This is a genomic window from Mesorhizobium sp. 1M-11 (assembly GCF_001303895.1).
Lineage (GTDB): Bacteria > Pseudomonadota > Alphaproteobacteria > Rhizobiales > Rhizobiaceae > Mesorhizobium.
The window spans coordinates 125,329-151,382 of sequence record NZ_LJSD01000014.1 but is presented as its reverse complement, the minus strand read 5'-3'; the positions used below and the strand labels follow the sequence as shown (position 1 = coordinate 151,382).

General features: G+C 61.6%; 36 protein-coding genes. 22 read left to right on the top strand and 14 right to left on the bottom strand.

Annotated elements, in window-relative coordinates:
- Positions 1-9: 9 nt before the first annotated feature.
- The gene (locus AO692_RS09000; RefSeq protein ID WP_054309718.1) at positions 10-1,614 is read right to left on the bottom strand and encodes an inorganic phosphate transporter; all 1,605 of its coding nucleotides are present in this window, start codon (positions 1,612-1,614) and stop codon (positions 10-12) included.
- A 365-nt stretch (positions 1,615-1,979) separates the two neighbouring features.
- Between AO692_RS09000 and AO692_RS08995 the strand changes: the two genes are divergently transcribed.
- The 3 genes from AO692_RS08995 (at position 1,980) to AO692_RS08985 (ending at position 3,381) form a co-directional block, all read left to right on the top strand.
- Positions 1,980-2,165: a Flp family type IVb pilin gene (locus AO692_RS08995; RefSeq protein WP_054309717.1), complete on the top strand. Its 186-nt coding sequence runs from the start codon at positions 1,980-1,982 to the stop codon at positions 2,163-2,165.
- 221 nt (positions 2,166-2,386) lie between these two features.
- Entirely contained in the window at positions 2,387-2,692 is a 306-nt protein-coding gene (locus tag AO692_RS08990; RefSeq protein WP_054309716.1) for a hypothetical protein, read from the top strand.
- Positions 2,693-2,832: 140 nt separating this feature from the next.
- Positions 2,833-3,381: an NUDIX hydrolase gene (locus tag AO692_RS08985; protein WP_152979765.1), complete on the top strand. Its 549-nt coding sequence runs from the start codon at positions 2,833-2,835 to the stop codon at positions 3,379-3,381.
- A 35-nt stretch (positions 3,382-3,416) separates the two neighbouring features.
- Here the strand turns inward: AO692_RS08985 and AO692_RS08980 are convergent, their stop codons facing one another.
- Both AO692_RS08980 and AO692_RS08975 read right to left on the bottom strand, forming a co-directional pair.
- Positions 3,417-3,959 carry a GNAT family N-acetyltransferase gene (locus tag AO692_RS08980; RefSeq protein ID WP_054309715.1) on the bottom strand — a complete coding sequence of 181 codons (543 nt, stop codon included), beginning with the start codon at positions 3,957-3,959 and terminating at the stop codon, positions 3,417-3,419.
- A 128-nt stretch (positions 3,960-4,087) separates the two neighbouring features.
- A complete protein-coding gene (locus tag AO692_RS08975; protein WP_054309714.1) occupies positions 4,088-4,318 on the bottom strand; it encodes a YdeI/OmpD-associated family protein in 231 nt (76 codons plus the stop codon).
- Between the two features lie 182 nt (positions 4,319-4,500).
- Here AO692_RS08975 and AO692_RS08970 point away from each other — a divergent pair, with 182 nt between their 5' ends.
- Complete coding sequence (locus AO692_RS08970) at positions 4,501-4,956, top strand: DUF2214 family protein (protein WP_054309748.1); 456 nt, start codon at positions 4,501-4,503, stop codon at positions 4,954-4,956.
- A 64-nt stretch (positions 4,957-5,020) separates the two neighbouring features.
- Here AO692_RS08970 and nth read toward each other — a convergent pair whose 3' ends face one another.
- The gene (gene nth / locus AO692_RS08965; RefSeq protein WP_054309713.1) at positions 5,021-5,821 is read right to left on the bottom strand and encodes an endonuclease III; all 801 of its coding nucleotides are present in this window, start codon (positions 5,819-5,821) and stop codon (positions 5,021-5,023) included.
- 22 nt (positions 5,822-5,843) lie between these two features.
- Between nth and AO692_RS08960 the strand changes: the two genes are divergently transcribed.
- Together AO692_RS08960 and AO692_RS08955 are read left to right on the top strand one after the other, a co-directional pair.
- Positions 5,844-6,338, top strand: coding sequence for a DUF2244 domain-containing protein (locus AO692_RS08960; RefSeq protein ID WP_054309712.1), 495 nt, complete (start codon positions 5,844-5,846; stop codon positions 6,336-6,338).
- Between the two features lie 173 nt (positions 6,339-6,511).
- Positions 6,512-7,414, top strand: coding sequence for a bifunctional helix-turn-helix domain-containing protein/methylated-DNA--[protein]-cysteine S-methyltransferase (locus AO692_RS08955; protein ID WP_054309747.1), 903 nt, complete (start codon positions 6,512-6,514; stop codon positions 7,412-7,414).
- 12 nt (positions 7,415-7,426) lie between these two features.
- Here the strand turns inward: AO692_RS08955 and AO692_RS08950 are convergent, their stop codons facing one another.
- Positions 7,427-8,341: an EamA family transporter gene (locus AO692_RS08950; RefSeq protein WP_054309711.1), complete on the bottom strand. Its 915-nt coding sequence runs from the start codon at positions 8,339-8,341 to the stop codon at positions 7,427-7,429.
- A gap of 241 nt (positions 8,342-8,582) precedes the next feature.
- On the opposite strand from AO692_RS08950, the gene AO692_RS08945 reads away from it, so the two are divergent.
- The 9 genes from AO692_RS08945 (at position 8,583) to AO692_RS08905 (ending at position 14,137) form a co-directional block, all read left to right on the top strand.
- Positions 8,583-9,491: a ribokinase gene (locus AO692_RS08945; RefSeq protein WP_054309710.1), complete on the top strand. Its 909-nt coding sequence runs from the start codon at positions 8,583-8,585 to the stop codon at positions 9,489-9,491.
- A 1-nt stretch (position 9,492) separates the two neighbouring features.
- A complete protein-coding gene (locus tag AO692_RS08940) occupies positions 9,493-10,965 on the top strand; it encodes an amidase (protein WP_054309709.1) in 1,473 nt (490 codons plus the stop codon).
- 88 nt (positions 10,966-11,053) lie between these two features.
- On the top strand, positions 11,054-11,377 hold the full coding sequence (locus AO692_RS08935; protein WP_054309708.1) for a metalloregulator ArsR/SmtB family transcription factor: 324 nt from the start codon (positions 11,054-11,056) through the stop codon (positions 11,375-11,377).
- Positions 11,374-11,793 (top strand): SRPBCC domain-containing protein, encoded by a 420-nt coding sequence (locus tag AO692_RS08930; RefSeq protein ID WP_054309707.1) that lies wholly within the window; start codon positions 11,374-11,376, stop codon positions 11,791-11,793. The genes AO692_RS08935 and AO692_RS08930 overlap by 4 nt, the downstream gene beginning before the upstream one ends.
- 47 nt (positions 11,794-11,840) lie before the next feature.
- Positions 11,841-12,062, top strand: a complete 222-nt coding sequence (locus tag AO692_RS08925; RefSeq protein WP_054309706.1) for a hypothetical protein — start codon at positions 11,841-11,843, stop codon at positions 12,060-12,062.
- A gap of 12 nt (positions 12,063-12,074) precedes the next feature.
- The gene (locus AO692_RS08920; RefSeq protein WP_054309705.1) at positions 12,075-12,542 is read left to right on the top strand and encodes a DUF1801 domain-containing protein; all 468 of its coding nucleotides are present in this window, start codon (positions 12,075-12,077) and stop codon (positions 12,540-12,542) included.
- A gap of 63 nt (positions 12,543-12,605) precedes the next feature.
- Positions 12,606-12,944, top strand: a complete 339-nt coding sequence (locus AO692_RS08915; RefSeq protein ID WP_054309704.1) for a YciI family protein — start codon at positions 12,606-12,608, stop codon at positions 12,942-12,944.
- Positions 12,945-12,949: 5 nt separating this feature from the next.
- On the top strand, positions 12,950-13,387 hold the full coding sequence (locus AO692_RS08910) for a DUF1801 domain-containing protein (RefSeq protein WP_054309703.1): 438 nt from the start codon (positions 12,950-12,952) through the stop codon (positions 13,385-13,387).
- A gap of 135 nt (positions 13,388-13,522) precedes the next feature.
- Positions 13,523-14,137: a LysE family translocator gene (locus AO692_RS08905; protein WP_054309702.1), complete on the top strand. Its 615-nt coding sequence runs from the start codon at positions 13,523-13,525 to the stop codon at positions 14,135-14,137.
- A 66-nt stretch (positions 14,138-14,203) separates the two neighbouring features.
- On the opposite strand, the gene AO692_RS08900 is transcribed toward AO692_RS08905, so the two are convergent.
- Positions 14,204-15,145 (bottom strand): nucleoside hydrolase, encoded by a 942-nt coding sequence (locus AO692_RS08900; RefSeq protein ID WP_054309701.1) that lies wholly within the window; start codon positions 15,143-15,145, stop codon positions 14,204-14,206.
- Positions 15,146-15,274: 129 nt separating this feature from the next.
- Between AO692_RS08900 and AO692_RS08895 the strand changes: the two genes are divergently transcribed.
- Positions 15,275-15,700, top strand: a complete 426-nt coding sequence (locus tag AO692_RS08895) for an Hsp20 family protein (protein WP_054309746.1) — start codon at positions 15,275-15,277, stop codon at positions 15,698-15,700.
- Between the two features lie 63 nt (positions 15,701-15,763).
- Entirely contained in the window at positions 15,764-16,021 is a 258-nt protein-coding gene (locus tag AO692_RS08890) for a DUF1150 family protein (protein WP_054309700.1), read from the top strand.
- 172 nt (positions 16,022-16,193) lie between these two features.
- Here AO692_RS08890 and ptsN read toward each other — a convergent pair whose 3' ends face one another.
- From ptsN to lptC, 6 genes are all read right to left on the bottom strand, one after another.
- On the bottom strand, positions 16,194-16,658 hold the full coding sequence (gene ptsN / locus AO692_RS08885) for a PTS IIA-like nitrogen regulatory protein PtsN (protein WP_054309699.1): 465 nt from the start codon (positions 16,656-16,658) through the stop codon (positions 16,194-16,196).
- A 58-nt stretch (positions 16,659-16,716) separates the two neighbouring features.
- Positions 16,717-17,301: a ribosome-associated translation inhibitor RaiA gene (gene raiA / locus AO692_RS08880; RefSeq protein WP_054309698.1), complete on the bottom strand. Its 585-nt coding sequence runs from the start codon at positions 17,299-17,301 to the stop codon at positions 16,717-16,719.
- A gap of 265 nt (positions 17,302-17,566) precedes the next feature.
- On the bottom strand, positions 17,567-19,090 hold the full coding sequence (rpoN, locus tag AO692_RS08875) for an RNA polymerase factor sigma-54 (RefSeq protein WP_054309697.1): 1,524 nt from the start codon (positions 19,088-19,090) through the stop codon (positions 17,567-17,569).
- Between the two features lie 145 nt (positions 19,091-19,235).
- Complete coding sequence (lptB, locus tag AO692_RS08870) at positions 19,236-20,030, bottom strand: LPS export ABC transporter ATP-binding protein (RefSeq protein ID WP_054309696.1); 795 nt, start codon at positions 20,028-20,030, stop codon at positions 19,236-19,238.
- 11 nt (positions 20,031-20,041) lie between these two features.
- Positions 20,042-20,632: an LptA/OstA family protein gene (locus tag AO692_RS08865; RefSeq protein WP_152979764.1), complete on the bottom strand. Its 591-nt coding sequence runs from the start codon at positions 20,630-20,632 to the stop codon at positions 20,042-20,044.
- Positions 20,619-21,341, bottom strand: coding sequence for an LPS export ABC transporter periplasmic protein LptC (lptC, locus tag AO692_RS08860; protein WP_054309694.1), 723 nt, complete (start codon positions 21,339-21,341; stop codon positions 20,619-20,621). The genes AO692_RS08865 and lptC overlap by 14 nt, the downstream gene beginning before the upstream one ends.
- 346 nt (positions 21,342-21,687) lie before the next feature.
- Here lptC and sppA point away from each other — a divergent pair, with 346 nt between their 5' ends.
- The 5 genes from sppA to AO692_RS08835 all read left to right on the top strand — a co-directional run bounded on the left by sppA (position 21,688) and on the right by AO692_RS08835 (position 24,827).
- Positions 21,688-22,638, top strand: coding sequence for a signal peptide peptidase SppA (sppA, locus tag AO692_RS08855; protein WP_054309693.1), 951 nt, complete (start codon positions 21,688-21,690; stop codon positions 22,636-22,638).
- An 81-nt stretch (positions 22,639-22,719) separates the two neighbouring features.
- Positions 22,720-23,004: an integration host factor subunit beta gene (locus AO692_RS08850; RefSeq protein WP_054309692.1), complete on the top strand. Its 285-nt coding sequence runs from the start codon at positions 22,720-22,722 to the stop codon at positions 23,002-23,004.
- Between the two features lie 57 nt (positions 23,005-23,061).
- Positions 23,062-23,394, top strand: a complete 333-nt coding sequence (locus AO692_RS08845) for a DUF1049 domain-containing protein (RefSeq protein WP_054309745.1) — start codon at positions 23,062-23,064, stop codon at positions 23,392-23,394.
- 126 nt (positions 23,395-23,520) lie between these two features.
- Positions 23,521-24,486: an ornithine cyclodeaminase family protein gene (locus AO692_RS08840; RefSeq protein WP_054309691.1), complete on the top strand. Its 966-nt coding sequence runs from the start codon at positions 23,521-23,523 to the stop codon at positions 24,484-24,486.
- A 95-nt stretch (positions 24,487-24,581) separates the two neighbouring features.
- The gene (locus tag AO692_RS08835) at positions 24,582-24,827 is read left to right on the top strand and encodes a DUF982 domain-containing protein (protein ID WP_054309690.1); all 246 of its coding nucleotides are present in this window, start codon (positions 24,582-24,584) and stop codon (positions 24,825-24,827) included.
- 55 nt (positions 24,828-24,882) lie between these two features.
- On the opposite strand, the gene AO692_RS08830 is transcribed toward AO692_RS08835, so the two are convergent.
- Positions 24,883-25,200: a DUF1634 domain-containing protein gene (locus tag AO692_RS08830; RefSeq protein WP_054309689.1), complete on the bottom strand. Its 318-nt coding sequence runs from the start codon at positions 25,198-25,200 to the stop codon at positions 24,883-24,885.
- The gene (locus tag AO692_RS08825; protein WP_054309688.1) at positions 25,197-26,048 is read right to left on the bottom strand and encodes a sulfite exporter TauE/SafE family protein; all 852 of its coding nucleotides are present in this window, start codon (positions 26,046-26,048) and stop codon (positions 25,197-25,199) included. The genes AO692_RS08830 and AO692_RS08825 overlap by 4 nt, the downstream gene beginning before the upstream one ends.
- Positions 26,049-26,054: the final 6 nt, after the last annotated feature.

Below are 26,054 nucleotides of genomic sequence, written 5' to 3'. Positions count from 1 at the left end.
GACGAGACGCTAGAACACCGCGCGCATCAACACGAACAGGCCAAAGGCCAGCGCGATGGAAGCTGGCAGGGTCAAGACCCAGGCGAGCAGCATGTTGCGCACCGTCGACCACTGCAGGCCAGAGCCGTTCGCAGCCATCGTGCCGGCAACGCCCGACGACAGAACATGGGTGGTCGAGACGGGCAGCCCCAGCATGTCGGCGGCACCGATCGTGCCCATGGCGACGAGTTCGGCGGAAGCACCCTGGCCGTAGGTGAGGTGCGTCTTGCCGATCTTTTCACCCACGGTGACGACGATACGTTTCCAACCGACCATCGTGCCGAGCCCGAGCGCCAGCGCAATCGCGATCTTGACCCAGAGCGGGATGAACTTGGTCGCGTTGTCGACGGCCTTGTGATAGCCGGTGACCACCTTGAGGTCGTCGGCCTCCATCGGCAGTAGCTTCTTCTTGTCGATCAGCTTCAACGCCTCGCCGATGAGATAGATATCATTGCGGGCGTTGCTGACCAGTTCGATCGGCAGTTTCTCGACCGATGGATAGGGCGACACCAGCGCATTGGTCTGATGGATAAAGGCCTGCAGCGCCGGTGTGGTCTGATCGGTCCAGGTCTTGGTGCGCACAGCTTCGCTCACGACGGCCTTGGCGTCGGTGACGGTTACACCCGGCTTCACATATTTTCCGAGCACCGTGTCAACCTGCGCGGCGGCGGTCTTGTAGGCTTCCAGATAATTGACGTCCGGCGTGCGGTTCAGGGCAAACGCGGTCGGGACAACGCCGATCAGGATCAGCATGATCAGACCCATGCCCTTCTGACCGTCATTGGAACCGTGCGCGAAAGACACGCCCGTGCAAGTGAAGATGAGCAGGGCACGGATCCACAGCGGCGGCGGCGTATTGCCTTTCGGAGCCTCGTAAAGTGCCTTGTTGCGGACGAGCAGCTTCATCGCCAGAAGCAGCAATGCCGCCATGCCGAAGCCGAACAGCGGCGAGATCAGCAGCGACATGCCGACTTCCGTCGCTTTCGACCAGTCGACACCGCTCGTGGCGCTGCCGGCCGGCGCCAGGAACTGGTTGGCGAGACCGACACCGACGATCGAGCCGATCAGCGTGTGCGAGGAAGAAGACGGCAGACCGAGATACCAGGTTCCGAGGTTCCAGATGATCGCAGCCGTCAGCAGCGAGAACACCATGGCAAGACCCGCGCTGGAGCCGACCTGGAGGATGAGTTCCACCGGCAGCAGCGAAATGATGCCGAAGGCGACCGCACCGCTGGCCGTGAGCACGCCGAGGAAGTTGAAGAAACCCGACCACATGACGGCGAGTTCGGCCGGCATGGAGTGCGTGTAGATCACGGTCGCCACCGCATTGGCGGTATCGTGAAAGCCGTTGACGAATTCGAAGCCGAGCGCGATCAACAGCGCAAGGCCAAGCAGGATCCAGGGAACAGCCACAGCGCTGGTCAGATCCTGGCTCAGTGCGTAACCGACATAGATCAGCCCGCCGATCACGATCGCCAGGAAGATCGGCATGAACCATCGGCCGGCCATGCTTGGCCCTTCGAGCGGATGCTCGGGCCGCGGAATGCCTATTTCACTCGAGGTTAAGTCCACCATTGTCCCGTCCCTTTTGCAGTGCAGCAAAATTCAACGAGACCCTATTTCGGCTAAATGAACCTGTTGTGACGCCAATGTCCGCCGGGCAGCAGGTGCCGGCGGCAACGCTCGTTCCATGGGGTTACCTCGGCAAGAACCGGCCCCCGTGTTTTTCTAAGCAGCGGCGTCGGTTCGATTTCGATATCAAACAATCCGCAATATTTGTCTAAAGTTCTTCTGGCCTGAGTTGTGTCTTTGTTAAGCAAACACTCGATCTACACTTTGTTTACCATTTGGCTTAACCGGTCCGCAATCGAAGCCGCACAGAATGGGCCACGGTTCGCAAAGAGACCGTCAAACGTCACAACCGGGCAAAGGGTACCACCATGACCAATCTTCTTTCGCGCTTCTTCAAGGATGAATCGGGCGCGACGGCCATCGAATACGGCCTGATCGCCGCTCTGATTGCGCTGGCGATCGTTACCGGCGCCGGCTTCCTCGGCACCACGATCAACAACAAGTTCAACGCCATTGCCACCAAGCTGAGCACGTCCGGCAACAACAACCTCTAACAAGTCGAGGCTGTTGAACTCCCGACGCGTTTTCGAAGCTTCGAAAACAGACCTTGGGGCGCCTGTGGCGCCCCAATCGTTTTTTCAGTCGCCCTGCCTCCAATCGGCTCCGTCACAGCCGCTGGTCGCGTAGGCTGCCAGGGCCCTCTGTCTCTGGACCCTGTCGCCACTCGCACTATATATCCGACTATCGCCTTAGGCCTGAATCGGAGCGACGAACGATGGCGCGCCACCTCATCATCACGATTTGTCTCGGCACCACGTTTTTCATGATGCCGGCCACCGCGACATTGGCCGCGGGTGAAACACAGTTGGCCCAGGTGCAGCCGCGCGCCAATTCGATCGGCCAAGCCGATCTTCAGGCGCTGCGTAATCAGCTCCAGCGCCAGCAGTTCCAGCAGCAGCAACAGATCTATCGAGAGATCGACCGGCAGGTCGTCACGCCGCCGCAACCGGTGGCGCCGGCGGTCCGGCAACCTTGCCAATCTTCAGCCCGTGGCGGTAGTGCAGTGGGTGGTTGTCGCTGATAGAACAGCAAACAATTTGATTAGCCGTCTATAAAAATCCATAATGTGCCTGCGATACGCGAGCCATTGCGCTCGTTCTCAACGTTTATGCTAATTTGAAGGTCTGCCTGAACCGCCAGGTGGATTTGATCGGAAGTGCGATGGCGGCAACAAAAAAGAAGAACGGACGTGAACATGCGTCCAAAAGAGAAGCGCCTGCCGCCCCGACCGTCGTCAAGCCGTCGGTTGCCAAGCCATTGCCGAAAAAGCAGGCGGTCGAGCAAGCGAAAAAGGGCAAGACCATCCGGCAAGTCGCCGCTATCCCTTTTCGCAAGGGAGCGGATGGCGGAATCGAAGTCATGCTGGTGACATCGCGTCAGACGCAACGCTTCATCGTCCCCAAGGGCTGGCCGATGTCCGGCAAGAGTGGCCGCAAAGCCGCTACCATCGAAGCCAGGGAAGAAGCAGGCGTGGTCGGCAAGACGTTGAAGCAGCCGGCCGGCAGCTATTCCTATTGGAAACGACTGGAAACCAATTTCGCGCGTGTCAACGTCACCGTCTATCTGCTTACCGTCAGTGAAGAACTCGTGAACTGGCCGGAGGCACGCACGCGCCAGCGGGCATGGCTCAAGGCGGAGGATGCTGCCACATTGATCGACGAGCCGGAATTGGCGACGCTTTTGAAGACGCTTCGCGTTCCCGCCGAGTAGAGCGTCTCCGCGTTTCCGTGAAAAACGGAAACGCTCTAGCTTAACGGGCGCCGCTCGAAAAGGATCGTCGGCTCTCCATGATAGGTCGTGCGGAGCACTTGGACGTAGCCGGCCCTTCCCGCCACTTGCAGCGAGGGCCTGTTTTCAGGATCGATTATGCAGACGGTTCGGGCCGCACCGATGGTCTCGTCGGCCCAGGCAACCATGCGCGCAACCACTTCGCCGGCGATGCCCTTGCCATGGGCTTCTGGGGCCAGCACCCAGCCGGCTTCCGGAATACCTTCCAATGAGGGCTTGATGTCGCGCTTCATGTCGTGGAAACCGGCCTCGCCGATGAAACGTCCGGTCCCCCTGTCTTCGATCGCCCAATACCCATAGCCAATCAGTGACCATAATCCTGCATGGCGCAGGAAGCGCATCCAGCTTTCCTCGCGCGTGCGCGCCTTGCCGCCGATGAAACGGCATACGACGGGATCGGCCCACATCTGCGCATAAGCGTCAAAATCACCCAAAGCGTGGGCGCGAAGGACGGTTCTGTCGGTTTCCAGGGTCGGTGCGGTCCGGATTGCTGTCGTCATGGTTGCCTCTTCATTTCAGCCGCACCTAGCAGGCGGTGCGGTGATGACAAGGGCCAGCGCATACGGCATTCCCGGCCAGAAACCGGCGCCGCGACGCGTCAGCCATCGAGGCCGAGCACATTGGCAGCTTAGCCGCGCCAAGCCATGTTCATGTAGACGCCACCACGCTTCAATTCGTCCAGCATCTGGTTGAGCCGCTTGATCCGCGTCTCCTCGCGTCTGGCCCGCGCAATCCAGCCCAGATAGTCGTTCTTCTGATAGTCGGGCCTTGCCGCGTATGCAGAACCCAGCCCATCCCGGTCGAGAGCCGCCCGAATATCGTCGGGCATGGGATTGATGGCACGCTTCAACTTCGTCATCCGGTGACGTTAGAGCGCCACGTCCGGAAGTGCAAAGGACGTTCCAACACTTTAAATCTGCGCATCGTGCTTCCGAAATCGATTCCGATTCCGGGCCGATACTCTAGCCAGCACCTGACGACCCGCTGGGCATTTCCCCTCCGAGGTCGTATGAAACACACCATCGCGAGGAGGGAATGCAGATGGAAACCACCGATCTCGTACTGACCATTCTACACCATCTGCTTGCTTTCTCACTGGCCGGCATAATCGCGGCCGAGTTCGTGCTGATACGCAACGAGTTGACGCCCGGCACATTGCGACGCCTCGCGCGCGTCGACCGCCATTACGGCCTGCTTGCGGTGCTGATGATCCTTGTCGGCATCGGCCGCGTGTTCCACGGCCTGAAGGGCTGGGAATTCTATGTCTACAATTGGGTGTTCTGGGCGAAGATGGTGACCTTCGCCGCGGTCGGCCTGCTCTCCATCGTTCCAACCATCCGCTTCATTGCCTGGAACCGGCAGGCGGTCTCGAACAGTGCATTCCAGGTGCCAGGTCACGAACTCGCTTCGGTGCGCCGTTATGTCTGGCTGGAAGCATTGCTTTTCCTGGCTATCCCGGCTTTCGCCGCCGCCATGGCACGTGGCTACGGCCTCTGAGGCCGGCCGGCCTGGAGCGTTTCCGTTTCGCGGAAACGCTCTAACTCTTTGTTTTTGCGTAATTCTAAAGCACTTCACCGGCCGGTTCGAGCGGCGCTAGTTCGACCAGCGGTGCCGGAATGGCATTTGTCTTTTCGGCAGCCTTGCAGATGTCGGCGATGATACAGGCCTGGCAGTCGGGTTTGCGCGCCTTGCAGACATATCGGCCGTGCAGGATCAGCCAGTGGTGCGCATGCCGCATGTATTCATCTGGAATGATGCGGATGAGCCCTTCCTCGACCTGCTCCGGCGTCTTGCCGGGCGCAAGGCCGAGGCGATTGCCGATGCGCAGAATATGCGTGTCCACGGCCATCGTATGCCGGCCGAAAGCCATGTTGAGCACGACATTCGCAGTCTTGCGGCCGACGCCGGGAAGCCTGACAAGTTCGTCGCGGCTGTCGGGTACTTCGCCACCATAGTCCGCAATCAGGGCTTTTGAGAGCAAAATGACGTTCTTGGCCTTGTTGCGCCACAAGCCGATGGTGCGGATGTATTCGCCTACCTTCGCCTCGCCCAGCGCCAGCATCTTCTCCGGCGTGTCGGCTATCTTGAACAACGCGCGGGTCGCCTTGTTCACACCCGCATCGGTTGCTTGCGCCGACAGCACCACCGCCACCAGAAGCGTGAAAGCGTTCACATGTTCAAGTTCGCCCTTTGGCTCGGGCCGCTGTATGGCAAAACGGCGGAAGATCTCATGCACTTCGGCCGCCGTATAAGCCGATTTCCCGCGTGAAGATTTCTTCGCGGACGCACGCGCCGTTCCGTTGCGCTTGGGCGCGGGACGATTTTCCGAGCTGCGACGATCTTTGAGCTTGGGGACTGCCATGTGCTTCCTATAATATCAGGCCATGAGCGATACAAATGCCCCTTTCGCTGCTGACGAGCCGATCTTTCAGGCTTTGCTCATGCCGCATCGCTCGCTTGGCCGCTTGGGCTTCATGATCCTGATCGGTGCGCTTCTGTTTTGCTGGGCCGTGACGGGCGTGGTTTTCCTGGCCAACGGTGCCTGGCCGATCTTCGGCTTCTTTGGCCTCGACGTGCTGGCAATCTATGTCGCCTTCCGCCTCAACTACCGTGCTGCGCGCGCCCGCGAAGAGGTTTCCGTATCGCGCACAGCGCTCGATATCCGCAAAACCGCTCCGTCAGGCAAGACGGAGGAACACCGCTTCAACCCATTCTGGTCGCGCTTCTCGGTGGCACGCCACACCGAGATCGGCATCACCACCATGGCGGTCGAGTCGCGCGGCCAGAGCGTGCCGATCGGCGGCTTCCTGAACCCGGATGACCGCGAGAGTTTCGCCACGGCCTTCACCCGCGCGCTCGCCACCGTCAAGGCGCGCTGACCTTCGCAGGAAACGGGTGGAGACTGGCTCCAAAAGCCCCGATATTCGCGTTCAAGAGCACGATCCCGGAAGTTGCAGACTTTCCGGACAGGATCATGCGACGAAACAAGAAGAAGGAGCAGAATGCATTCCATTCTGCTCCGGGAGAAATTGCCATGAACGCTCATCTCGCTATGAATACCAGGATGCCGATGAAGATCGCCCCGACCCTCGAGAAGGACATCACGCCGGACGGCAGCGATTATGAGGTCGTGCGCCGCGCCATCGAGAAGATCAGCCTCGACTATCGCGATCAGCCCTCGCTGGAGGCGCTGGCTGAAGAGGTCGGCGAAACGCCCACCGGCTTGCAGAAACTGTTTACCCGCTGGGCCGGACTGTCGCCGAAAGCCTTCCTGCAGGCCGTGACGCTCGACCATGCGCGCAGGCTGCTCGATTCCGGCATGCCGCTGCTGGAAGCCTCCCTCGAAGTCGGCATGTCCGGCCCCGGCCGCCTGCACGACCTGTTCGTGACACACGAAGCGATGTCGCCGGGCGATTACAAGACCCGCGGCGAGGGATTGACCATTCGCTACGGCTACCACATTTCGCCTTTCGGCGTCGCGCTGATCATGGTTACCGATCGTGGCCTGGCCGGCCTCGCCTTCAATGATGCCGGCAGTGAGCAGGCTGCCCTCAGGGACATGTCGAGCCGTTGGCCGAACGCCACCTATGTCGAAGACATCAGCGCCACGGCTCCCTATGCCGCGCGTATCTTCGACCCCGCCCATTGGCGTTCCGACCGGCCGCTGCGCGTGGTGATGATCGGCTCGGATTTCCAGATCCGCGTCTGGGAAGCATTGCTGCGTATCCCGATGGGCAAGGCCTGCACCTATTCGGCGATCGCCGCGGAGATCGGCCAGCCGACGGCGAGCCGCGCGGTCGGTGCTGCGGTTGGCGCCAACCCGCTGTCCTTCGTGGTGCCTTGCCACCGCGCGCTTGGCAAGTCCGGTGCGCTCACCGGCTACCACTGGGGCCTGACCCGCAAGCGTGCCATTCTGGGCTGGGAAGCGGGCCAGCTCTCGGTCGGCGCGGCGTGACGCCGCGCAGCTTCAAGGTGTTGGAGTATCCTTTGCGCGTCCGAATGGACGCGCAGCGCTCTTAAGTCTCGCCCCGAACAGGTTGATGCACAGGCCCGCGATGACAAGACCGGAGGCGGCAAGCTTCCAGCCCTGCAGCGGTTCGCCGAGCAGCACGGCGGAGCCGAGGAAGCCGAACACCGGCACCAGCAGCGTGAACGGTGCAACGGTCGACACCGGGTAGTGCGCAAACAGGCTCGCCCAGACAGCGAAGCCGAGCAGCGTCGACAGATAGACGATATAGGCGATCGAGCCGACCGACACCCAGTCGAGATTGGTGAAGCTGGATATCAGGTGATCCGGGTCGAGCACCAGCGCCACCACCAGCAGGATCGGCAACGCAAAGAGGCTCCCCCACACCACCAGCCCCAGAACATTGGGAGTGGCGGCAAGCTGAGAAATCCGTTTCGAAACGATATTGCCGGCGCCCCAGGAGGCGGCTGCCGCGACAAGCAGAACGAGGCCGACAATCGTCACGTCGCCGCCGACGTTCAACGCAACCACACCGACACCGCCGAAGGCAAGCAGAGCGCCGGCCAGTTGCCATACCGTCGGCCGTTCACCGAGCATGATCACGGAGAGGCCGATGGTGAAGAACACCTGCAATTGCAGGATGAGCGAAGACAGGCCCGCGCTCATGCCGAGCTTCATGCCCGTAAACAGGAAGCCGAACTGCATGGCGAAGATCAAAAGACCGTAAAGGGCGATCAGCCACAACGGCACCTTGGGGCGCGGAATGAAGAACACCCACGGGAAGGCCGCGAGAGCGAAACGTGCCACGCCCAGCGCCAATGGCGAGACCTGTCTCAGGCCCAGCTTGATGATGGCGAAATTGACACCCCAGATGAAAACGATGCCGAGGGCCAGCAGGAGATGACGCAGCCGCATGGTTCAGTTTTCCTGATGAATTCATTTAAATAATTGAATTTATTATTTTATTTTACCCGCACGGAAACAGTTTCGCAAGCTCGTGCGCCTGCCGGCCGGATCACAATCCATCTCTCGGGAATTACGCAGGGGAAGGACGCCTGGCCTACCGGCAAAGCAGTTTCCTTCGAGGCGGAGAACCGCTAGGGTCCGCGCCGAAATAAGCCCGGAACAATCCAGAACAATCTTGAGGGGGCCTGCCTTGATCGTCACCATTGGTTCCATCAATCTCGATCTGATCGCCACGGTCGAGCGTCTCCCGGGTCCCGGCGAGACGGTCCCGGGAACCTCCTTCACCACGGCCCCGGGCGGCAAGGGCGCCAACCAGGCGCTGGCCGCCGCGCGTGCCGGCGCCAAGGTGCGCATGGTGGGTGCAGTCGGCAAGGATAGCTTCGCCGGTGAAGCGCTGGCGCTGCTTGATCAGGGCAAGGTCGATCTTTCGGCGGTCGCCAAGACGCACAGCTCCACCGGCACCGCCCATATCCTGGTTGGCGGTGATGGCGAGAACATGATCGCGGTCGTGGCCGGCGCCAACGACGCCGTGCTGGCCGGCGACGTCGCGAAGGCTGCACTCAAGAAAGGCGATGTCGTATTGCTGCAGCACGAAATCCCGCTGAAGACAGTGGAGGCAGCCCTCGATGCAGCGCGCAAGGCTGGCGCAATCACTGTGCTCAACACCGCACCCGCCCGCATCGAGGCCGCCAAGCTGCTCGACAAAGCCGACTACGTGGTGGCCAACGAGACCGAGTTCGACCTTTATTGCGAACCGCTGGCATTGACCGGAACGGATCGTACCGAGCGCATGCGTGCCTTTGCGAAAAAGAGCGGACGAACCATCGTCGTCACCCTCGGTGGGGAAGGCGTTCTGGCCGCGACCGGCGACGAATTCCTGAAAGTGCAGGCCCTCAAGATCGTTCCGGTGGATACGGTGGGCGCCGGCGATACGTTCTGCGGCTACCTGGCAGCCGGGCTGGAATCCGGCCTGCCGCTGAAGGCAGCGCTTGCGCGCGCTGCCGCAGCCGGCTCGCTCGCTTGCCTGAAGCCCGGCGCCCAGCCGGCGATCCCGCAGGCCGCCGAAGTCGAGGCCGCTCTCAGCTCGGACAGCCACTGACATGACCGACACGCGCCCTGCAAGCCGGCACGCCATTCCACCGGCCGGCGACGTCTGTGGCCTCAGTGCAGTCGATCTCGCCGCGGCGATCCGCGAACGACGGCTTTCCGTACGCCAAGTCATGACCGCCTTCCTGGATCGCATCGAAGCGCTCAACCCAAAGGTCAATGCCATCGTCTCGCTGCGCGACCGCGCCGACCTCCTGGTCGAGGCGGATGTTGCGGATGCCCATCTCGCCAGTGGAGGCACAACGGGCAGCCTGTTCGGTCTGCCGATCGCAATCAAGGATCTCGCCCAGACCAGGGGCCTCAAGACCACGTTCGGCTCGCCGATCTTTGCCGATCTCGTGCCAGAGGCAGACGAGTATTTTGTCGAGCGCATGCGCAAGGCGGGCGCCATCGTCATCGGGAAGACCAACGTGCCGGAGTTCGGTCTCGGTTCCAACACCTACAACACAGTCTTCGGACCGACGCTCAATGCCTTCGACCCTGCCTGGACGGCTGGCGGGTCCAGCGGCGGCGCGGCCGTCGCCCTGGCGCTGGACCTCGTGCCCCTGGCCGACGGCAGCGATTTCGGCGGTTCGCTACGCAACCCCGGCGCCTACAACAACGTCTTCGGCTTCCGCCCGTCGCAGGGACTGGTGCCGGGCGGTCCCGGTTTCGAGGTCTTCCACGCACAGATGGGCGTGGAAGGGCCGATGGGCCGCAGCGTGCGCGATATGGCACTCCTGCTCGACGTGCAGGCCGGCTACCACCCGCATGCACCGCTGTCGCACGATCCGCATGGGTCGTTCCTGAAGGGGATCGATGAAGGGCCAGCGACCGGCGGCAGAATCGGCTGGCTGGCCGATCTCGGCGGTCATCTGCCCATGGAGGATGGCATCCTCGATCTTTGCGAGACAGCACTCCAGCGGCTCGCCGGCATCGGCTTCGAGGTCGAGCCCCTGCTGCCGGACGTCGATTTCGAAGCCCTATGGCAGGCTTTCGTGACGTTGCGGCAATCTTCCAGCGGTTGCGGGTTGAAGCTGCTCTACGACGATCCGTCAAAGCGCGCGCTTTTGAAACCGGAGGCGATTTGGGAAGTGGAAGGAGCCGCCCGGCTCACCGCGCCACAGATCCACGCCGCCGCAATGCAGCGCACCGCCTGGCACCGCACGCTGCTGACGCTGTTCGAGCGCTACGATCTGTTGGTGCTGCCCACGGCGCAGGTATTTCCTTTCGATGTCTCGACGCACTGGCCGCGCGAGGTCGCAGGCCGTGCCATGGACAGCTATCATCGCTGGATGCAGGTCACAGCCTTCGCGACCCTCGGCGGTTGCCCGGCCGTGAATGTGCCGACAGGATTTGACGCCAAGGGCAGGCCGATGGGCATGCAATTGATCGGTAAACCGCGCGGTGACCTTGCCGTGCTGCGCGCCGCCGCTGCCTATGAAGCCGTCCTGCCCTGGAAGGTCGGAGCCTCGCCCGAGAACTAGTCGTTTCGCTATCCTCTCAATTCACGCTTGACTAATCCATAGCCAGTCAGTTATACGTCAAATCATAGCCAACGGGTTATCGATTTCGATGACGGACGCGCACGACCAGCTGTTCAAAACGCTTGCCGACCCGACCCGTCGGGCGATTTTCGAACGGCTCTGCCGCGGTGGGGAACAGACGGTCGGCACGCTGACAACGCATGCCGGCGTCTCGCAGCCGGCTGTGTCGAAACATCTGGGCGTCCTGAAACAGGCTGGCCTGGTGCGCGATCGTCACGAAGGCCGCCAGACGCATTACAGCGCGCAACTTGGTGCGCTGGCGCCACTGGTCGATTGGACAAAGGAGATGGCAGGCTTCTGGGAAAGTCGTTTCGACGATCTCGAAGACCTGCTGAAAAGGATGGATCAATGAGCGAAACACGCACCGTCATTGTTGAACGGGAAATCCCGTTTCCTCCTGAAAAGCTGTGGCGCGCGCTGACCCAACCGCACCTGATCGAGGAGTGGCTGATGAAGAACGACTTCAAACCGGCCGTCGGCCACCGCTTCAATCTGCGCGGCGAATGGGGCGGCGTGCTGGACTGCGAAGTGCTCGCCGTAGAGCCGAACAAGACACTCTCCTACCGCTGGGACTTCGCCCATGACGACCCGGCCTACGGGTTGAAAAGCGTGGTCACATTCACGCTGACGGCCACGCCTGCGGGAACGCATCTGCGCATGGAACAATCCGGTTTCCGGCCGGATCAGAAGCAGGCCTTTGGCGGCGCCAAGGCAGGCTGGCAACAGTTCTTCACAAATCTCGAGCAGCTCCTGGCCAAGGACGATTAGGTCCATAGCCGGGCAAGCCGCTTTGCTTCACTTGGAATGAGAGAACCATGACCTGGAACAAATGGATACGGCAGTTCCATCGTTGGCTGTCGATCATCTTCACCGCCACCGTCGCCGCCAATTTCATCGCCATGGCAATGGGGCAGCCACCGGCCTGGATCGTCTACTCGCCATTGCTCCCGCTCTTTCTGCTACTGTTCAGCGGGCTTTACATGTTCGTCCTGCCCTACGCCACGAAGGGACGCGATAGCCAGCCAACCAGCGGATAGGATCGACAAGCGATGCCGGAAGGGAAACCCAAAGCGACCAAGACCGCCAAGCAAACGGCCAGGACCAAGCCGGAGCAGCCCGTTTTGCTCTCCGGCGGCAACCCTCAGATTCCGAAGGGTTATGGCGACGCCCCGGTGCAGGCCTATATCGCGGCGATGCCGGGCTGGAAGAGCGACGTCGGCCGCCGCCTCGACGCCATCATCGAAAACGCCGTGCCTGGTGTACGCAAGGCCGTGAAATGGAATTCGCCGTTCTACGGCGTTGCCGACGAAGGCATGGGCTGGTTCCTCGGCATCCATGTCTTCACCAAATATGTGAAGGTGTCGTTCTTCCGCGGCGCGGCGCTGAACCCGGTCCCGCCGGGCACCTCCAAGCAAAAGGAGGTGCGCTACTACGATATCCACGAAGACAAGCTCGACGAAAAGCAATTCGCCGATTGGGTAAGGCAGGCCAGCCGGTTGCCGGGCGAAAAGATGTGACGCGCCGAAGTTCCGCGCGCGCCTGGCTCCACTGCAGAAGAACGATGCGATCAAGGAGGAACAATGCTTTTTCTGGTGCTGATCTATCACCACGACGCGAAAATGGCGGCGGCAACGGCCGCTGAACACGAGGCCCTGGGGCGTGACTATGGCGCGTTCAACAAATTCCTTGCCGAAAGCGGCGCCTTGCGTGGAACCGCCACATGGCCTGCCGGCGTCGCGACGATCCGCTCGCAGGACGGCGAAGCGCTTGTCACGGAAGGTCCCTACAGTGAGGCCAAGGACAAGGTGGCGGGTTTCTTTCTCATCGAAGTCGAGGACATGGACGCCGCGATCGGATTCGCCAAACGTGTGCCCGGCGCGCAATATGGCGGCGTCGAAATCCGGCCTGTGCAGGTGTAACAATCATGACGAAGAACACGACCGACACTGAAAGTGTCCCTGCCTCCGAGCTCATCGACCAGACCATCAAGGCCCTGGGCGATTGGCGCGGCGAAATGCTCGCCCGGCTCCGCGCCCTCATCAAACAGGCAGATCCCGATGTTGTCGAAGAGGTGAAGTGGCGAAAGCCCTCCAATGCGATGCTGGGGGTTCCGGTGTGGGAGCATGACGGCATGATCTGCACCGGCGAGACCTATAAAGCCGCCGTGAAGCTGACCTTTGCCAAGGGGGCTTCGATGGAGGATCCTTTCGGCCTTTTCAATTCAAGCCTCGACGGCAACACAAGACGCGCCATCGACTTTCAGAAGGACGACGCGATCAACGAGGAAGCATTCAAGGCGCTTGTTCGCACTGCCGTGGCCTTGAACACCTCACAGGTCGGAAAGAAGCCAAAGAAGGCCTGAGGCAGCGGGGCTTCCTGAAAAACAGCTGATACCCTCATCCCGCATCCCTGACAACACACCCTCCCTTGCGCGCCCTGCGGCGGCATGCATTGATCCCGACGCTGGCCGATGCCGGCATTCGAATGGGGAGAAACCATGTCGCCGTCTCTTTACGCCGCCTATGTCGTGGCCTGCATCGTCATCGTCCTTGTGCCGGGACCGACAGTGACATTGATCATCGCCAATTCGATCCGCCATGGCACGCGCGCCGGGCTGGCCAACGTGGTGGGCACGCAGATCGGCCTTGCGGTTACCATCGGCGTCGTCGCCATCGGCCTGACCTCGCTGATTGCCGGCATGGGCCACTGGTTCGAATGGGTACGCCTGCTCGGCGCCGCCTATCTCATCTGGATGGGCATCCAGATGTTCCGCAACAAGGGCAGCCTGAATCCGGACGGTTCGGTCAGGAAGCCGCGCGGCGGCTTCGTACTGCAGGGCGTTCTGGTCGCCATCAGCAATCCCAAAACGCTGGTGTTCTTCGGCGCCTTCTTCCCGCAATTCATCGACCCGAGCGGCAATTTTTCACTGCAGATGACAGTGATGGGCCTCACAGCCCTCGCCTTCGCCGCCGTCTCCGACAGCTGTTACGCGCTTGCCGCCGGCCGTGCCGGTCGCTTGCTCTCGGCGCATCGCATTCGGCTCCTGTCGAAGATCAGTGGCGGCTTTCTCGTCGGTGGTGGCCTTTGGCTGGCTTTCTCGCGGGCGAAATAAACAGCTTCCCCATCTTCGCGGAGAGAGGGTGATCTGGCCCCCTCTCCCGTAAACGGGAGGGAACTCTCAGAGCCGCCCCAGCCTTTCCGTCAGCAGAGCGAAGAAGCCATCTGAATCGATGTCGCGCATGACGGTGGCGTTCTTCGGCCGGTCGGTCACCCCCCACCAGTCGATCACGGTCATGCCCATGGTGAGGTCCGAGGTTGTTTCAACAGTCACATTGCAGTGACGGCCCTTGAACAGGTCCGGCTTCAGCAGATAGGCGATGACGCAAGGATCGTGCAGCGGCCCGCCGTCGGTGCCGTACTTTTCCTCGTCGAAACGCTCGAAGAAATCGAGCAGCGCGGCGGTTGCGTCGCCCACTTTCGAACCCATCGCGCGGAACGCCTCGACCCGCTTGGCCGTCGTCAGCGCCTTGTGCGTCACGTCGAGCGGCATGACCACGATCGGCACGCCAGAGTGGAAGACGACGTCAGCCGCGTGCGGATCGACATAGATGTTGAACTCGGCCGCGGGCGTGACGTTGCCACCCTCGAAGAAGCCGCCGCCCATCAATACGATTTCCTTGATGCGCGTCGCGATCCTGGGCTCGCGGACCAGGGCCAGTGCGATATTGGTGAGCGGCCCGAGCGGGCACAGCGTCACCGAACCCGGCTCCTCGTGCATCAGTGTCTCGACGATGAAATCGACGGCATGCTGCTCTTGCAGCTTCATCGTCGGCTCCGGCAAATCGGGACCGTCGAGGCCGGTCTTGCCGTGCACATGCTCGGCGGTGACCAGTTGCCGGACCAATGGCCGGATGGCGCCCGAATACACCTTGATATCGCGGCGGCCGGCCAGTTCGCAGATCTTGAGGGCATTCTTTTCAGTAAGCCTCAGCGGCACGTTGCCGGCGACTGCGGTGATGCCGATCACATCCAGCTCGGGACTCGCCAGCGCCAGCAATATGGCTACGGCATCGTCCTGGCCGGGATCGGTGTCGATGATGATCTTGCGTTTATCCGGCATTTTGTGTCCTTGGTTGGCGGGCCCCTTGATGGCTTGAACTCGCCCGCGCGGCGGACCATATCAATGAAGACCGGGAAAATGCCAGTCGGGTTTTTCCGGTTCATGTCGCTCTTGGAGGACAACGGTACGATGAGTCGAATGACGCCCTTTTCCAGCCCGCTTCTTCTGGGCTTCGATGCAATGGAAAAGACGCTGGAGCGCCTGGCGAAATCCGGTGACAGCTATCCGCCCTACAACATCGAACGGCTGCGCGGCAGCGAAGGCGACGCCGAGAGGCTGCGTATCACGCTGGCGGTCGCCGGCTTCGCGGAAGACGATCTGGACGTAACCACGGAAGAGAATCAGCTGGTGGTGCGTGGACGCCAGAACGACGACACGGAACGCGAATATCTTCACCGCGGCATCGCGGCCCGCCAATTCCAGCGCTGCTTCGTGCTGGCCGACGGGATGCGGGTGCTGGCGGCGGAGCTGAAGAACGGTCTTCTGTCTATCGACCTCGACCGGCCGGAAGCCGAAAGGCTGGTACGAAAAATAAACATATCGGTGAAAGACTGACTTTGCCGATGGCTCTTACGCGCGGCGGCCCTGGACAGGCGCCTCGCCGAAAGGAGGCTTAAAATGCCCAGAACTATCGAAAGACTGACCATGACCAACAGCGAACTCGCCCATCTCGGCGAAGGCTCGGTCGCCTATCTTAGAAAAGTGTCGAGCGATGACCTGCGCGGCCGCTTCCCCGGCCTCGAGGAAATCCAGCCCGGCATGGAATTGTGGGCGCTGTTTGCCGCCAATGGTCAACCGATCCTGCTGTCGGATGCCCGCGATCGAGCCCTTGCCGGCGCGATGGAGAACGACCTGACCACCGTCGCTATCCACTGACGGCGGCCATCTGACTGGAATGAGAAAGGGCGGCATCCGCCGCCTTTAGAGCGCTTCCGTCTTTCACGGAAACGCGGCAACGCTCTAACTTTTTGTTTTACGCAATTCCAGACGTAAAACCGTTACACGCTTTTCCTGGAATTACCCGTGTAGATCTTAATTTTCCGAGACCTTAGGCCGCGTGCGAAGCCGGTGCCTGCGAAAGCAGAGCCAGGATGGCATTGGCATCGCGCGTGCCACGGATCTTTGCGACCGTGTCGCTGTCGCGCAGCAGGCGCGCTATACGCGACAGCGCCTTGAGGTGGTCTGCGCCCGCACCTTCGGGCGCCAGCAGCAGGAACACCAGGTCGACGGGTTGATCGTCGAGCGATTCGAAATCGACCGGCGTCTCCAGGCGCGCAAACACGCCGGCGATACGCTTAACCCCCGGCAGCTTGCCGTGCGGAATGGCGATGCCGTTGCCGACGCCGGTGGAGCCCAGCCGCTCGCGCTGCAGGATGATGTCGAAAACCTCGCGCTCCGGAATGCCGGAGATCGTGGCGGCACGCTCGGCAAGCAGCTGCAAAAGCTGCTTCTTTGAGTTCGCCTTCAACGCCGGCATGATCGCCGAGACGTCGATCAGATCACTCAGATCCATGCTGAAAATCCTTTTTCGCCCACCACCCCTGGCCGCGTCGAAACGCAGCCGGAGGTCGTTATCCCTGTGCGACCTTTGTGGTCGAAGGGTCAATCCAGCCAATGTTTCCGTCCGGCCGGCGGTAGACGATGTTGAGATGATCGTTTCCGGCATTGCGGAAAACGAAGACAGGACTGTCCTTGGTGTCCAGTTCGATCACAGCTGAGGCGACCGACATGGTCTTCAGCACCATGGTCGATTCCGCGACGATGGCGGGGGCATAATTATCCGGGATTTCCTCGTCGTCATCGGCGAGCGGCGCCATCACCGTGTAGGCGATGTCGGTGGCCGCACCGTTGCCGGCGCCCGAGGCATGCGATTTCAGGCGGCGCTTGTAGCGGCGCAGGCGGGTCTCCAGCCGGTCCGCCGCCGCCTCGAAGGCTGCCGTCGGCTCCTGGGCATCGCCGGTCGCTTGCAGCGCGATACCGGAATCGAGACGGATCATGCAATCAGCGGTGTAACGCGAACCGGCTTTCACAACCGTCACATGTCCAGCAAAGCCGCGGTCGAAATATTTCCCGATGGCTTCCCCGATCCGATCGGTGATGCGCGTACGAAACGCATCGCCGATGTCCATGTGTTTTCCCGAAATGCGCAGCGTCATTTGAAAACTGACCTTTCCTGCTCAGGCTTCACACTGTCTGGAGTTTATACCTGTGGTCCGCGCAGACAAGCTTCGCGGTACCTTCCACGCCCGATTTTGTAACCGAACCTTGTCGCTGGCCTTGGACCGTTCCTTGACCGCCCCCAGGTCAACTTCACGACGGACCGACCACTTCCGGGCCGCAGCCCGTCTCATGCGGGCGGGCTTCTAGCCAACTCCCCGGCGCTTGTCAACGAAACGAAAAACTGTGGAAATCCGCGGCTTCTCAACGCCCGGCGCCAGCCAGCGCACGCTTTTCGCGCCGTCGCTGCACCGAGGACGGAATGTTCATTGCTTCCCGATACTTGGCGACTGTCCGTCGCGCGACGTCAACACCGTCCGCCTTGAGCAGGTCGACGATCGTATCATCGGAGAGCACGTCTTCCGCCTTCTCTTCCTCGATCAGCTGCCGGATGCGGTCCCGCACGGATTCCGAGGAATGTGCGGCCCCGCCATCCGCTGCGGCGATCGATGCGGTGAAGAAATAACGCAGCTCGAACACGCCTCGCGGGGTCAGCATATATTTGTTGGCCGTCACCCGGCTGACGGTGGATTCATGCATGCCGATGGCATCGGCCACCATCTTCAGGTTGAGCGGTCGCAGATGCCGCACGCCATGGACGAGAAAGGCATCCTGCTGACGTACGATCTCGGAAGCCACCTTGAGGATTGTCTTGGCGCGCTGATCCAGACTGCGGGTGAGCCAGTTGGCATTCTGAAGGCACTCGGAGAGGAAATCCTTCTCCGTCTGGTTCCTGGCCTGGCCGAACACCCGGGTGAAATAGACCTGGTCGACCAGGACGCGCGGAAGCGCGTCCGCATTGAGTTCAACCGCCCAGCTGCCGTCGGCGGCCGGCCGCACCTCGACATCGGCCACGATGGCATCGCTGGCACCGCCCGAAAAGGCGAGGCCTGGCCGCGGATCCAGTGCCCGGATCTCAGCCAGCATGTCGAGGAGATCTTCTTCGTCAACGCCGCATAGCCGCTTCAGCGTCTGGAAGTCACGCCTGGCCAGAAGCTCCAGATTGGCGACCAACGCCTTCATCGCCGGATCGAAACGGTCACGCGCCACAAGCTGCAACGCAAGGCATTCAGCCAGATCGCGCGCGAACAGGCCTGCTGGCTCGAAGCCACGGCAGGCGTCAAGAACACGTTCGACCGAAAGCGTGTCCGTCCCAAGACGTTCGGCGACCTCGCCCAGCTCGGCATGCAGATAGCCGGCATCGTCCAGCCCGTCCGCCAATTCAGCCGCGATCAGCCGGTCGCCGGCATCAAGGAAGGCAAAGGCGATTTGCTCGCCGACATGGTCGCGCAGCGTGACGGCGGCTGCCGCCATGTCCTCCATGTCGAAACCTTCGGAAGCGCCGGAACCGCTACCCGGCGCCGACTTCCATTGCTGCGAGAGGTCGGGGCCGACACGTTCGCTGACGCCCGGATCATCCGGAAAGAGGTTTTCGAGCGATGAATCGAGCTTTTCCGAGATGGCCTCAGAGCTCCAGGCTGTTTCCGCCTCGAACCATTCGTCGGCGTCCGTTGGCTTCCGCTCGTTTTCTTTCTGCTGTGCCGGCTCTGTCGCCGCATCCGGCTGCGGGTCGGCCCGCTCCAACAAGGGGTTGCGCTCGATCTCTTCATCGATGAAGCGCTCGAGTTCGATATGGGTGAGCTGCAACAGTCGGATCGACTGCATCAGCTGCGGCGTCATCACCAGCGACTGCGATTGTCTCAGCTGTAATTTGGCCGCAAGCGCCATGTTCCGGGTGCGAAATCCTTATTCGGCGAAGCCGTTGACTGCCATGCTATCAAATGGCCCGGCTTTTGCTTGTCAAGGGAACCAGGCACGCCGCGCGTCCACTCGAGCGCACAAAAGGACGCGGACACATGCGGCAACGCCGAAATCAAAGCGTGAAGGCTTCACCGAGATAGAGCCGCCGCACGTCCGGATTGGCAACAATCTCTTCCGCCCGGCCGTGGGTCAGAACTTCGCCGGCGTGGATGATATAGGCACGGTCGATCAGACCCAGCGTCTCGCGCACATTGTGGTCGGTGATCAAGACGCCAATGCCGCGGGCCGTCAAATGGCGGACAAGCTGCTGGATATCGGCCACCGCGATCGGGTCGATGCCTGCGAAGGGTTCGTCGAGCAGCATATAAGCCGGACGTGTGGCCAGGGCGCGCGCGATTTCGAGACGCCGCCGCTCGCCACCCGACAAGGCCATGGAAGGCGCCTTGCGCAGATGGGTGATGTGGAACTCCTCCAGCAACGCGTCGAGCTCACGCTCACGCGTCTTGCGGCTCTTTTCCACCACTTCCAGAACGGCGCGGATATTCTGTTCGACGTTGAGGCCACGGAAGATCGAGGCTTCCTGCGGCAGATAGCCGATGCCAAGCCGCGCCCGCCGGTACATCGGCATCGAGGTCACATCGAAACCGTCGATCTCGATCGTGCCCTCATCGACCGGAACCAGCCCCGTCACCATGTAGAAGCAGGTGGTCTTGCCGGCACCGTTGGGACCAAGCAGGCCTACGGCCTCGCCGGCGCGCACGCCGAGTGAAACACCGTTGACCACCCGCCGGCCCTTGTAGCTCTTGGACAGGCCGCGGGCCATCAGCGTGCCCTTGAGCTTGACCTTCTCGCCACCGACAATGGCAGGCGCGGCCGGCTTGGCGTCGGTTTGTTTCAGCAACTGCATCGCGCTTTCGGTCAGGGTTTCTTGGTCGAATCCGGATTGATCTGCATCATGACGCGGCCGGAGCCGCCTTTGCTGCAGCCGTCGACATTGGCGAGGCCGGATTTCATCTGCACGGTCAGCTTGCAGCCGGTGAGCACATTGTCGCCCTGGCTCAACACCACCTTGGAACCGGTCAGGACCAGAACCTGGCTCTTCATGTCGAAGGTGCCGCGCTCGCCGGTGGCAATCTGGTCGTCGGACTTGAGATAGACGGTGCCGTCGACTTCAAGATGATCGATGTTTGTGGATCCGCCGAGCGCTGGACCGGCCATGGCCGCACTCTTGGAGCCATCCTTGCCGGCAGCCTTATCCTTCAGATAGTACACCTTGAGGATGCCGGCCTTCAGCAGGGTCGGGCCTTGCACCACACTGACATTGCCCGTGAAGATGGCAAGGTTCTCTTCCTGCCTGACTTCCAGCTTGTCGCTCTCGATCTGGATCGGCTTGTCGCCGGAGAGCTTCAGGCCGGACATGTTGGTTTGAGTCGACTGGGCGAAAGCCGGCACGGCCGCAGCAGCCAGAAATGCCGCAGCAGCAAGCCACTTCATGTTATTCGGCCGCATTCGGCTCTCCGCTCTTGTCGCTGGCCGTCTTCAGCACGCCAGGCTCCAGGTTGACTCGCACCCGCTTTTCGAAAACCAGCACCTTGCCGCTGTCTTCCACCGACATGGAGTCGGACTGGATATGCGAGCCGCGCGTGACGATGTCGACCGGGTCGTTCGTCTTCATATTGCCTTTCGCCATATCAAGGAAGGCCGATTTCATCTTCACCACCATTCCACTCGTAGTGGTCATGGTGATGTCCTTGGCCAACTCCAGCGTGTTGGCATCGCGGTTGTAGACACCCTTGGCGGCTCCGACCACCGCCGACGTATCCTTGTCGAGCGGCAGCTTGGCGTCGATGCCTTCCAATCCGATGATGCTTTCCTTGGCGACGTCCTGGATCGCCCTCAGCGCCTTCATCGAATAGGGCAGGTTTTGCTTGGTGAAACCCTCGAGCTTGGGATTGGCCATCACCAGCTTGCCGTTGGAGAAGGCGCTGCCGTCGGCCTGCACCGGAGCCACCGGAGGGGTTTTCAGATAGGAATAGACAGGGAAGGCGATCGCGATGATGCCCGCCACGATCGGCAGGGCCAGTTTGAGGACACGGACACGGCGCGAATGCCGCTGGGCGCTGTCGAAGGCGACGGCGCGTTCGGACGGGATCTCGCCGCGTTTCGGCGCGACAACAATATCGTCCTTACCCTCCGGGTCGGTCGTTCGTGCCAACATGTAAACCTTCTGGTCCTTTTGCCTGCCGAACCCGCGCTTTATTTGGTGCGGGTTCGCGCCCAAGCAAGCGCATGCGAAGAAAAAACGCAAAAATATGACATATCCCTGAAGCGCCGAAAAATCGCCAGGGCTCTATCAAGATTAGCATGACGCCTTTTTCGCCGCCATGCCTGCATTTCGACTATCAGTCGGCCTTTTATTGCCGGATCGCTCATGATGAGTTGCCCCGGGCTACCGGGATGCTTGCGGCGACGATGCCGCACGGCGCGCAGGCCCGAAAGCGGTAGCCCTGAATTGGCGGTTGCATTAAAAGCATCTGCTTGCGTGCCCCGAAATTGAGGCTGACATGACCCTGAGAGCCGACGACCTGATCGACCGCCGCCGCCTGCGGCGCAAGCTGACCTTCTGGCGCATCGCCGCCATCGCCGTGCTGCTGATCGGGCTGGCCGCGCTTTCTGCTTGGTATTATCGCGGCGGCGAAGGCACCGGCATCGATCATATCGCCAAGATCAAGATCGAAGGCACCATCACCCAGGACGACGAATTGATCCGCCGCATCGAGGCGGTGCGCAAGGCGCCGCACGTCAAGGGCGTGATTCTGCTCGTCAACTCACCGGGCGGCACCACCGTCGGCGGCGAAACCATCTACGACGCCGTGCGCAAGCTTGCCGCCGAGAAGCCGGTCGTGACCGAGGTCGGCACGCTGGCCGCCTCCGCCGGTTACATGATCGCCAGCGCTTCGGACTATATCGTCGCGCACCAGACCTCGATCGTCGGCTCGATCGGCGTGCTGATCCAGTATCCCGATGTGACCGGCTTGATGGACAAGATCGGTGTCAAGCTCGAGGAAGTGAAATCCTCGCCGCTCAAGGCATCGCCCTCGCCGTTCGCGCCGACCACCGAGGAAGCACGTGCCATGGTGCGCAAGCTGATCATGGACAGCTACGACTGGTTCGTCGACATCGTCGCCGAGCGGCGCAAACTGCCGCGACCGCAGGCGCTGGCGCTCGCGGACGGCTCGATCTTCACCGGCCGCCAGGCCGTCACCAACAAACTGATCGACGCACTGGGCGGCGAACAGGAGGCCGTGAAATGGCTCGGCACCAAGGGCGTCGACGAAAAACTCAAGGTCGTGGAGTGGAAGAGTACCGAACGCAGCAGCTTCTTCCTTCCCAACGCGATGGTGCGCCAGCTTGGCCGCGCGCTTGGCCTGCCGGTGGAGAGCGAACAGGTGCTGCGCGAGATCGGTGCCGACCGCTTGTTCCTTGACGGTCTCGTTTCGGTCTGGCACCCTTGATCTGGCGTGGGGCATAAGTCAAAAAGCGAATAAAATCATCCGCATAAAATTGGCCGCCGCGCCTTTACGGGGACCGTCCGCATGATCAAGTCCGAACTCGTCCAAATCATCGCCACTCGCAACCCGCATCTGTTCCTGCGCGATGTCGAAAACATCGTCGGCGCGGTCTTCGACGAAATCACCGACGCGCTCGCCGACGGCAACCGCGTCGAGCTTCGCGGCTTCGGGGCTTTCTCGGTCAAGAACCGGCCCGCCCGCACCGGCCGCAACCCGCGCACCGGCGAGTCGGTCGAGGTCGAAGAAAAATGGGTGCCATTCTTCAAGACCGGCAAGGAGTTGCGCGAAAGGCTGAACGGCGAGAAATAAGCCGCCATGCCGGCCTCCAGGCGGATGGCCGCAACCAGCCTTCCGACCGGAGACGCCATGTTCAACCGCTTCGCCGTCATCGTCATCTTCGTTCCGCTGGCCATCGTGCTGATTGCGCTGGCGGTGGCGAACCGCGAACTGGTCGCCTTCACGCTTGACCCGTTCAATCCCAGCAATCCGGCCTTGACGCTCACTTTGCCCCTGTTCGTCATGCTGTTTCTGGCGTTGGCCGTAGGCATCCTCGTTGGTTCTTTCGCCACATGGATGCGGCAGGGCCGTTACCGCAAGCTCGCGCGCCAGCGCGGCGTCGAGGCTGAGAGCCTGCGCCAGGCGATCGCGCGCGCGCCTTCCAGCGGCCAGGGACCGACCCTGCCCAAGCCGACCACCTGACCAGCGCTTCATTGGAGCGCCGCGCGTCCATTTGGACAGACGCTCTGACGCGTTGAATCTACGCATCGTGCTTTCCGAAAATCGGTTCCGATTTTCGGGGCTCTGCATCGAACGGGAGACCAATCCATGCTGACCATCTCGGCCGCCGAGGTCGATCGTGCGCTGACCTTTTCCGGCCTGGTCGAGACGCTGCGCATCGCTTTCCACGACGGTGCCGTACAGCCGGTGCGCCACCACCACACGGTGGAACGGCCCGATGGCGCCGCATCCACGCTGCTTTTGATGCCGGCCTGGACCGATCTCAATGCAGCCGGCACGTCCAAGGATGGCCACATCGGCGTCAAGATCGTTACCGTCTCACCCGACAACAATGCCATCGCCAAACCTGCCGTAATGGGACTCTACTTGCTTCTCGACGGCAAGACCGGCGAACCGGAGGCGTTGATCGACGGCCAGCGCTTGACGCAATGGCGCACCGCCTGTGCTTCGGCGCTCGCCGCCACTTATCTCGCGCGGGAAGATGCATCGCGGCTGCTGGTGATCGGCGCCGGAGCGCTTTCGCCCTTCCTGGCCAAGGCGCATTCCGCGGTACGGCCGATCACGTCGATCCGCATCTGGAACCGCACGCTGGCCAACGCCGAAAAAGTCGCCGTGACCCTCCGTGCGGAAGGTTTCCCGGCAGAAGCGGCTGCGGATCTCGATGCCGAACTGGCCGAAGCCGACATCGTTTCCTCCGCCACCATTTCCAACGAACCTCTGGTCAAGGGCGCACGCGTCAAGCCAGGTGCCCATATCGACCTGGTCGGCGGTTTCACACCGACCATGCGCGAGGCCGACGATGCGGCCATTACCCGCGCGCGCGTCTACGTCGACACCCGTGCCGGCGCCACCAAGGAAGCCGGCGACATCGTCCAGCCGCTTGCCTCCGGCGTGCTCAAGCCCGATGCCATCGTCGCGGATCTGCACGAGCTGGCACGAGGCCAGAAGAAGGGGCGCGAAGGGGCGCAGGACATCACGCTGTTCAAGTCTGTCGGCGCAGCGCTCGAGGACCTGGCAGCCGGCATCGCCGTCTACAAAGCCTTGAAATCCTGATCCGCGATCACGCTTCGGTTATCGCTTCCGTTTTCGGGAAACCGGATGTTGAGCTGCGCGTTTGTTGCCCGCAGCAACAGCCAAGGACCGAAGCCATGAACGAAGGCTGGTTTTCGAAAGTCGTGCCGGTAGCCACCGGCATACTGGGCGACATTCGTCATATTTCCAACGCAAGACAAGCGATCGACCTGCTCACCAACCACTGGCCGGATGCCGGCACGCGCAAACATCTCGATGCCAAGCGTGCCTCCCAGGCCGTCATCAACGGCAGCGCTTCCGGTGACAGCGCAAGGGAAGCGTTCATCGAGGCCGCCCGCGAGGCGCGTATCCTGGTCGAGTGATCGACCACCCCGCACCTCGACGGACTCCGGATTTCAGCCGATTTCCGTTGACCGGTCAGATATCGATGAAGACACCGACCGCGATGATCGCCAGTACAAGCGCGGCGATAACGGCATAGATGTAGTCTCGTTCGCGCAGGAAGATGGCCAACATCAGTGCCACCCGGGCAACAGGCAGGAGGATGAACACCGCAACACCGACCTTCACCACGTCAAGCCCGGTCCAGGGAAGCGCGAGCGAAGTCTGGAGCGGCTCGATCGCAGCCATAAGGATGCCGAAAGCGATGAGGCTGCAAGCAAGCCATGTTCCGTACCAGAGCAGGCCAGCAATGATTTGATCCCGCTTCTCGAAGTGGTCTGCCGCGGGCTTCATGCCGAACCTCCGAGAAGATGGATGCCGAAGGCGCTCAGGAGCATCTGGACCGCCAAAGCGCTAAGAACAACCACGAAGAAGATGCGCAGCTTATCGGCTGGAAGCCCGATCAGCAGCCGCGCACCGAGGAGCGCGCCGACGACGGAACCGAGAGCGATGGGGCCGGCGATGCCGATGTCGATGTCGCCCCGTACGAAGTAGGCCCCCGCGCTGGCGGCCGCCGTGACGCCGATCATGAAATTCGATGTGGCGGACGAGACCTTGATGGGGAGGCGCAAGGCAGCATCCATGGCCGGGATTTTCAAGACGCCGGAGCCAATTCCCAGCAAAGCCGAAATCAGTCCGGCCCCGTACATCATCGCCATGCCAAGCGGAACACGGCCGACTTGATAGAGCACTTCCCGCCCTGCTGTGTGATCGGGAAAGCTGGAATGCAGGCGCAGGATCGTGGCCCAGCTTTTCGCATTCGGCGCACTCGCGTCGATTGCCTCGCGCCGACGTGCGAGCATCTGCTTCGCCGAGAGCGCCAGAATGACCGCAAACAGCCCATACAGGACCGAGGTCGAGACGCTGCCGATCAGGAATACACCGGTCAGCGCGCCAAACGTCGTGGCCGTCTCAAGAACGATGGCAAGCCGGATATTGGTCAGGCGACCTTTCAAGAACGCAGCGGCGCTGCCGCATGAGCAGGCGATCACCGAAATGATGCTCGCGCCGATCGCGACATGAATATCGACGCCGAAAAGCATTGTGAGGAGCGGCACGATAAAGATGCCGCTCGCCATGCCGAGCACACCGCCAAGCGCGCTTGCGCCAAAAGCGGCCACGAATAGCCATAGGCTGTCCATTGCTTC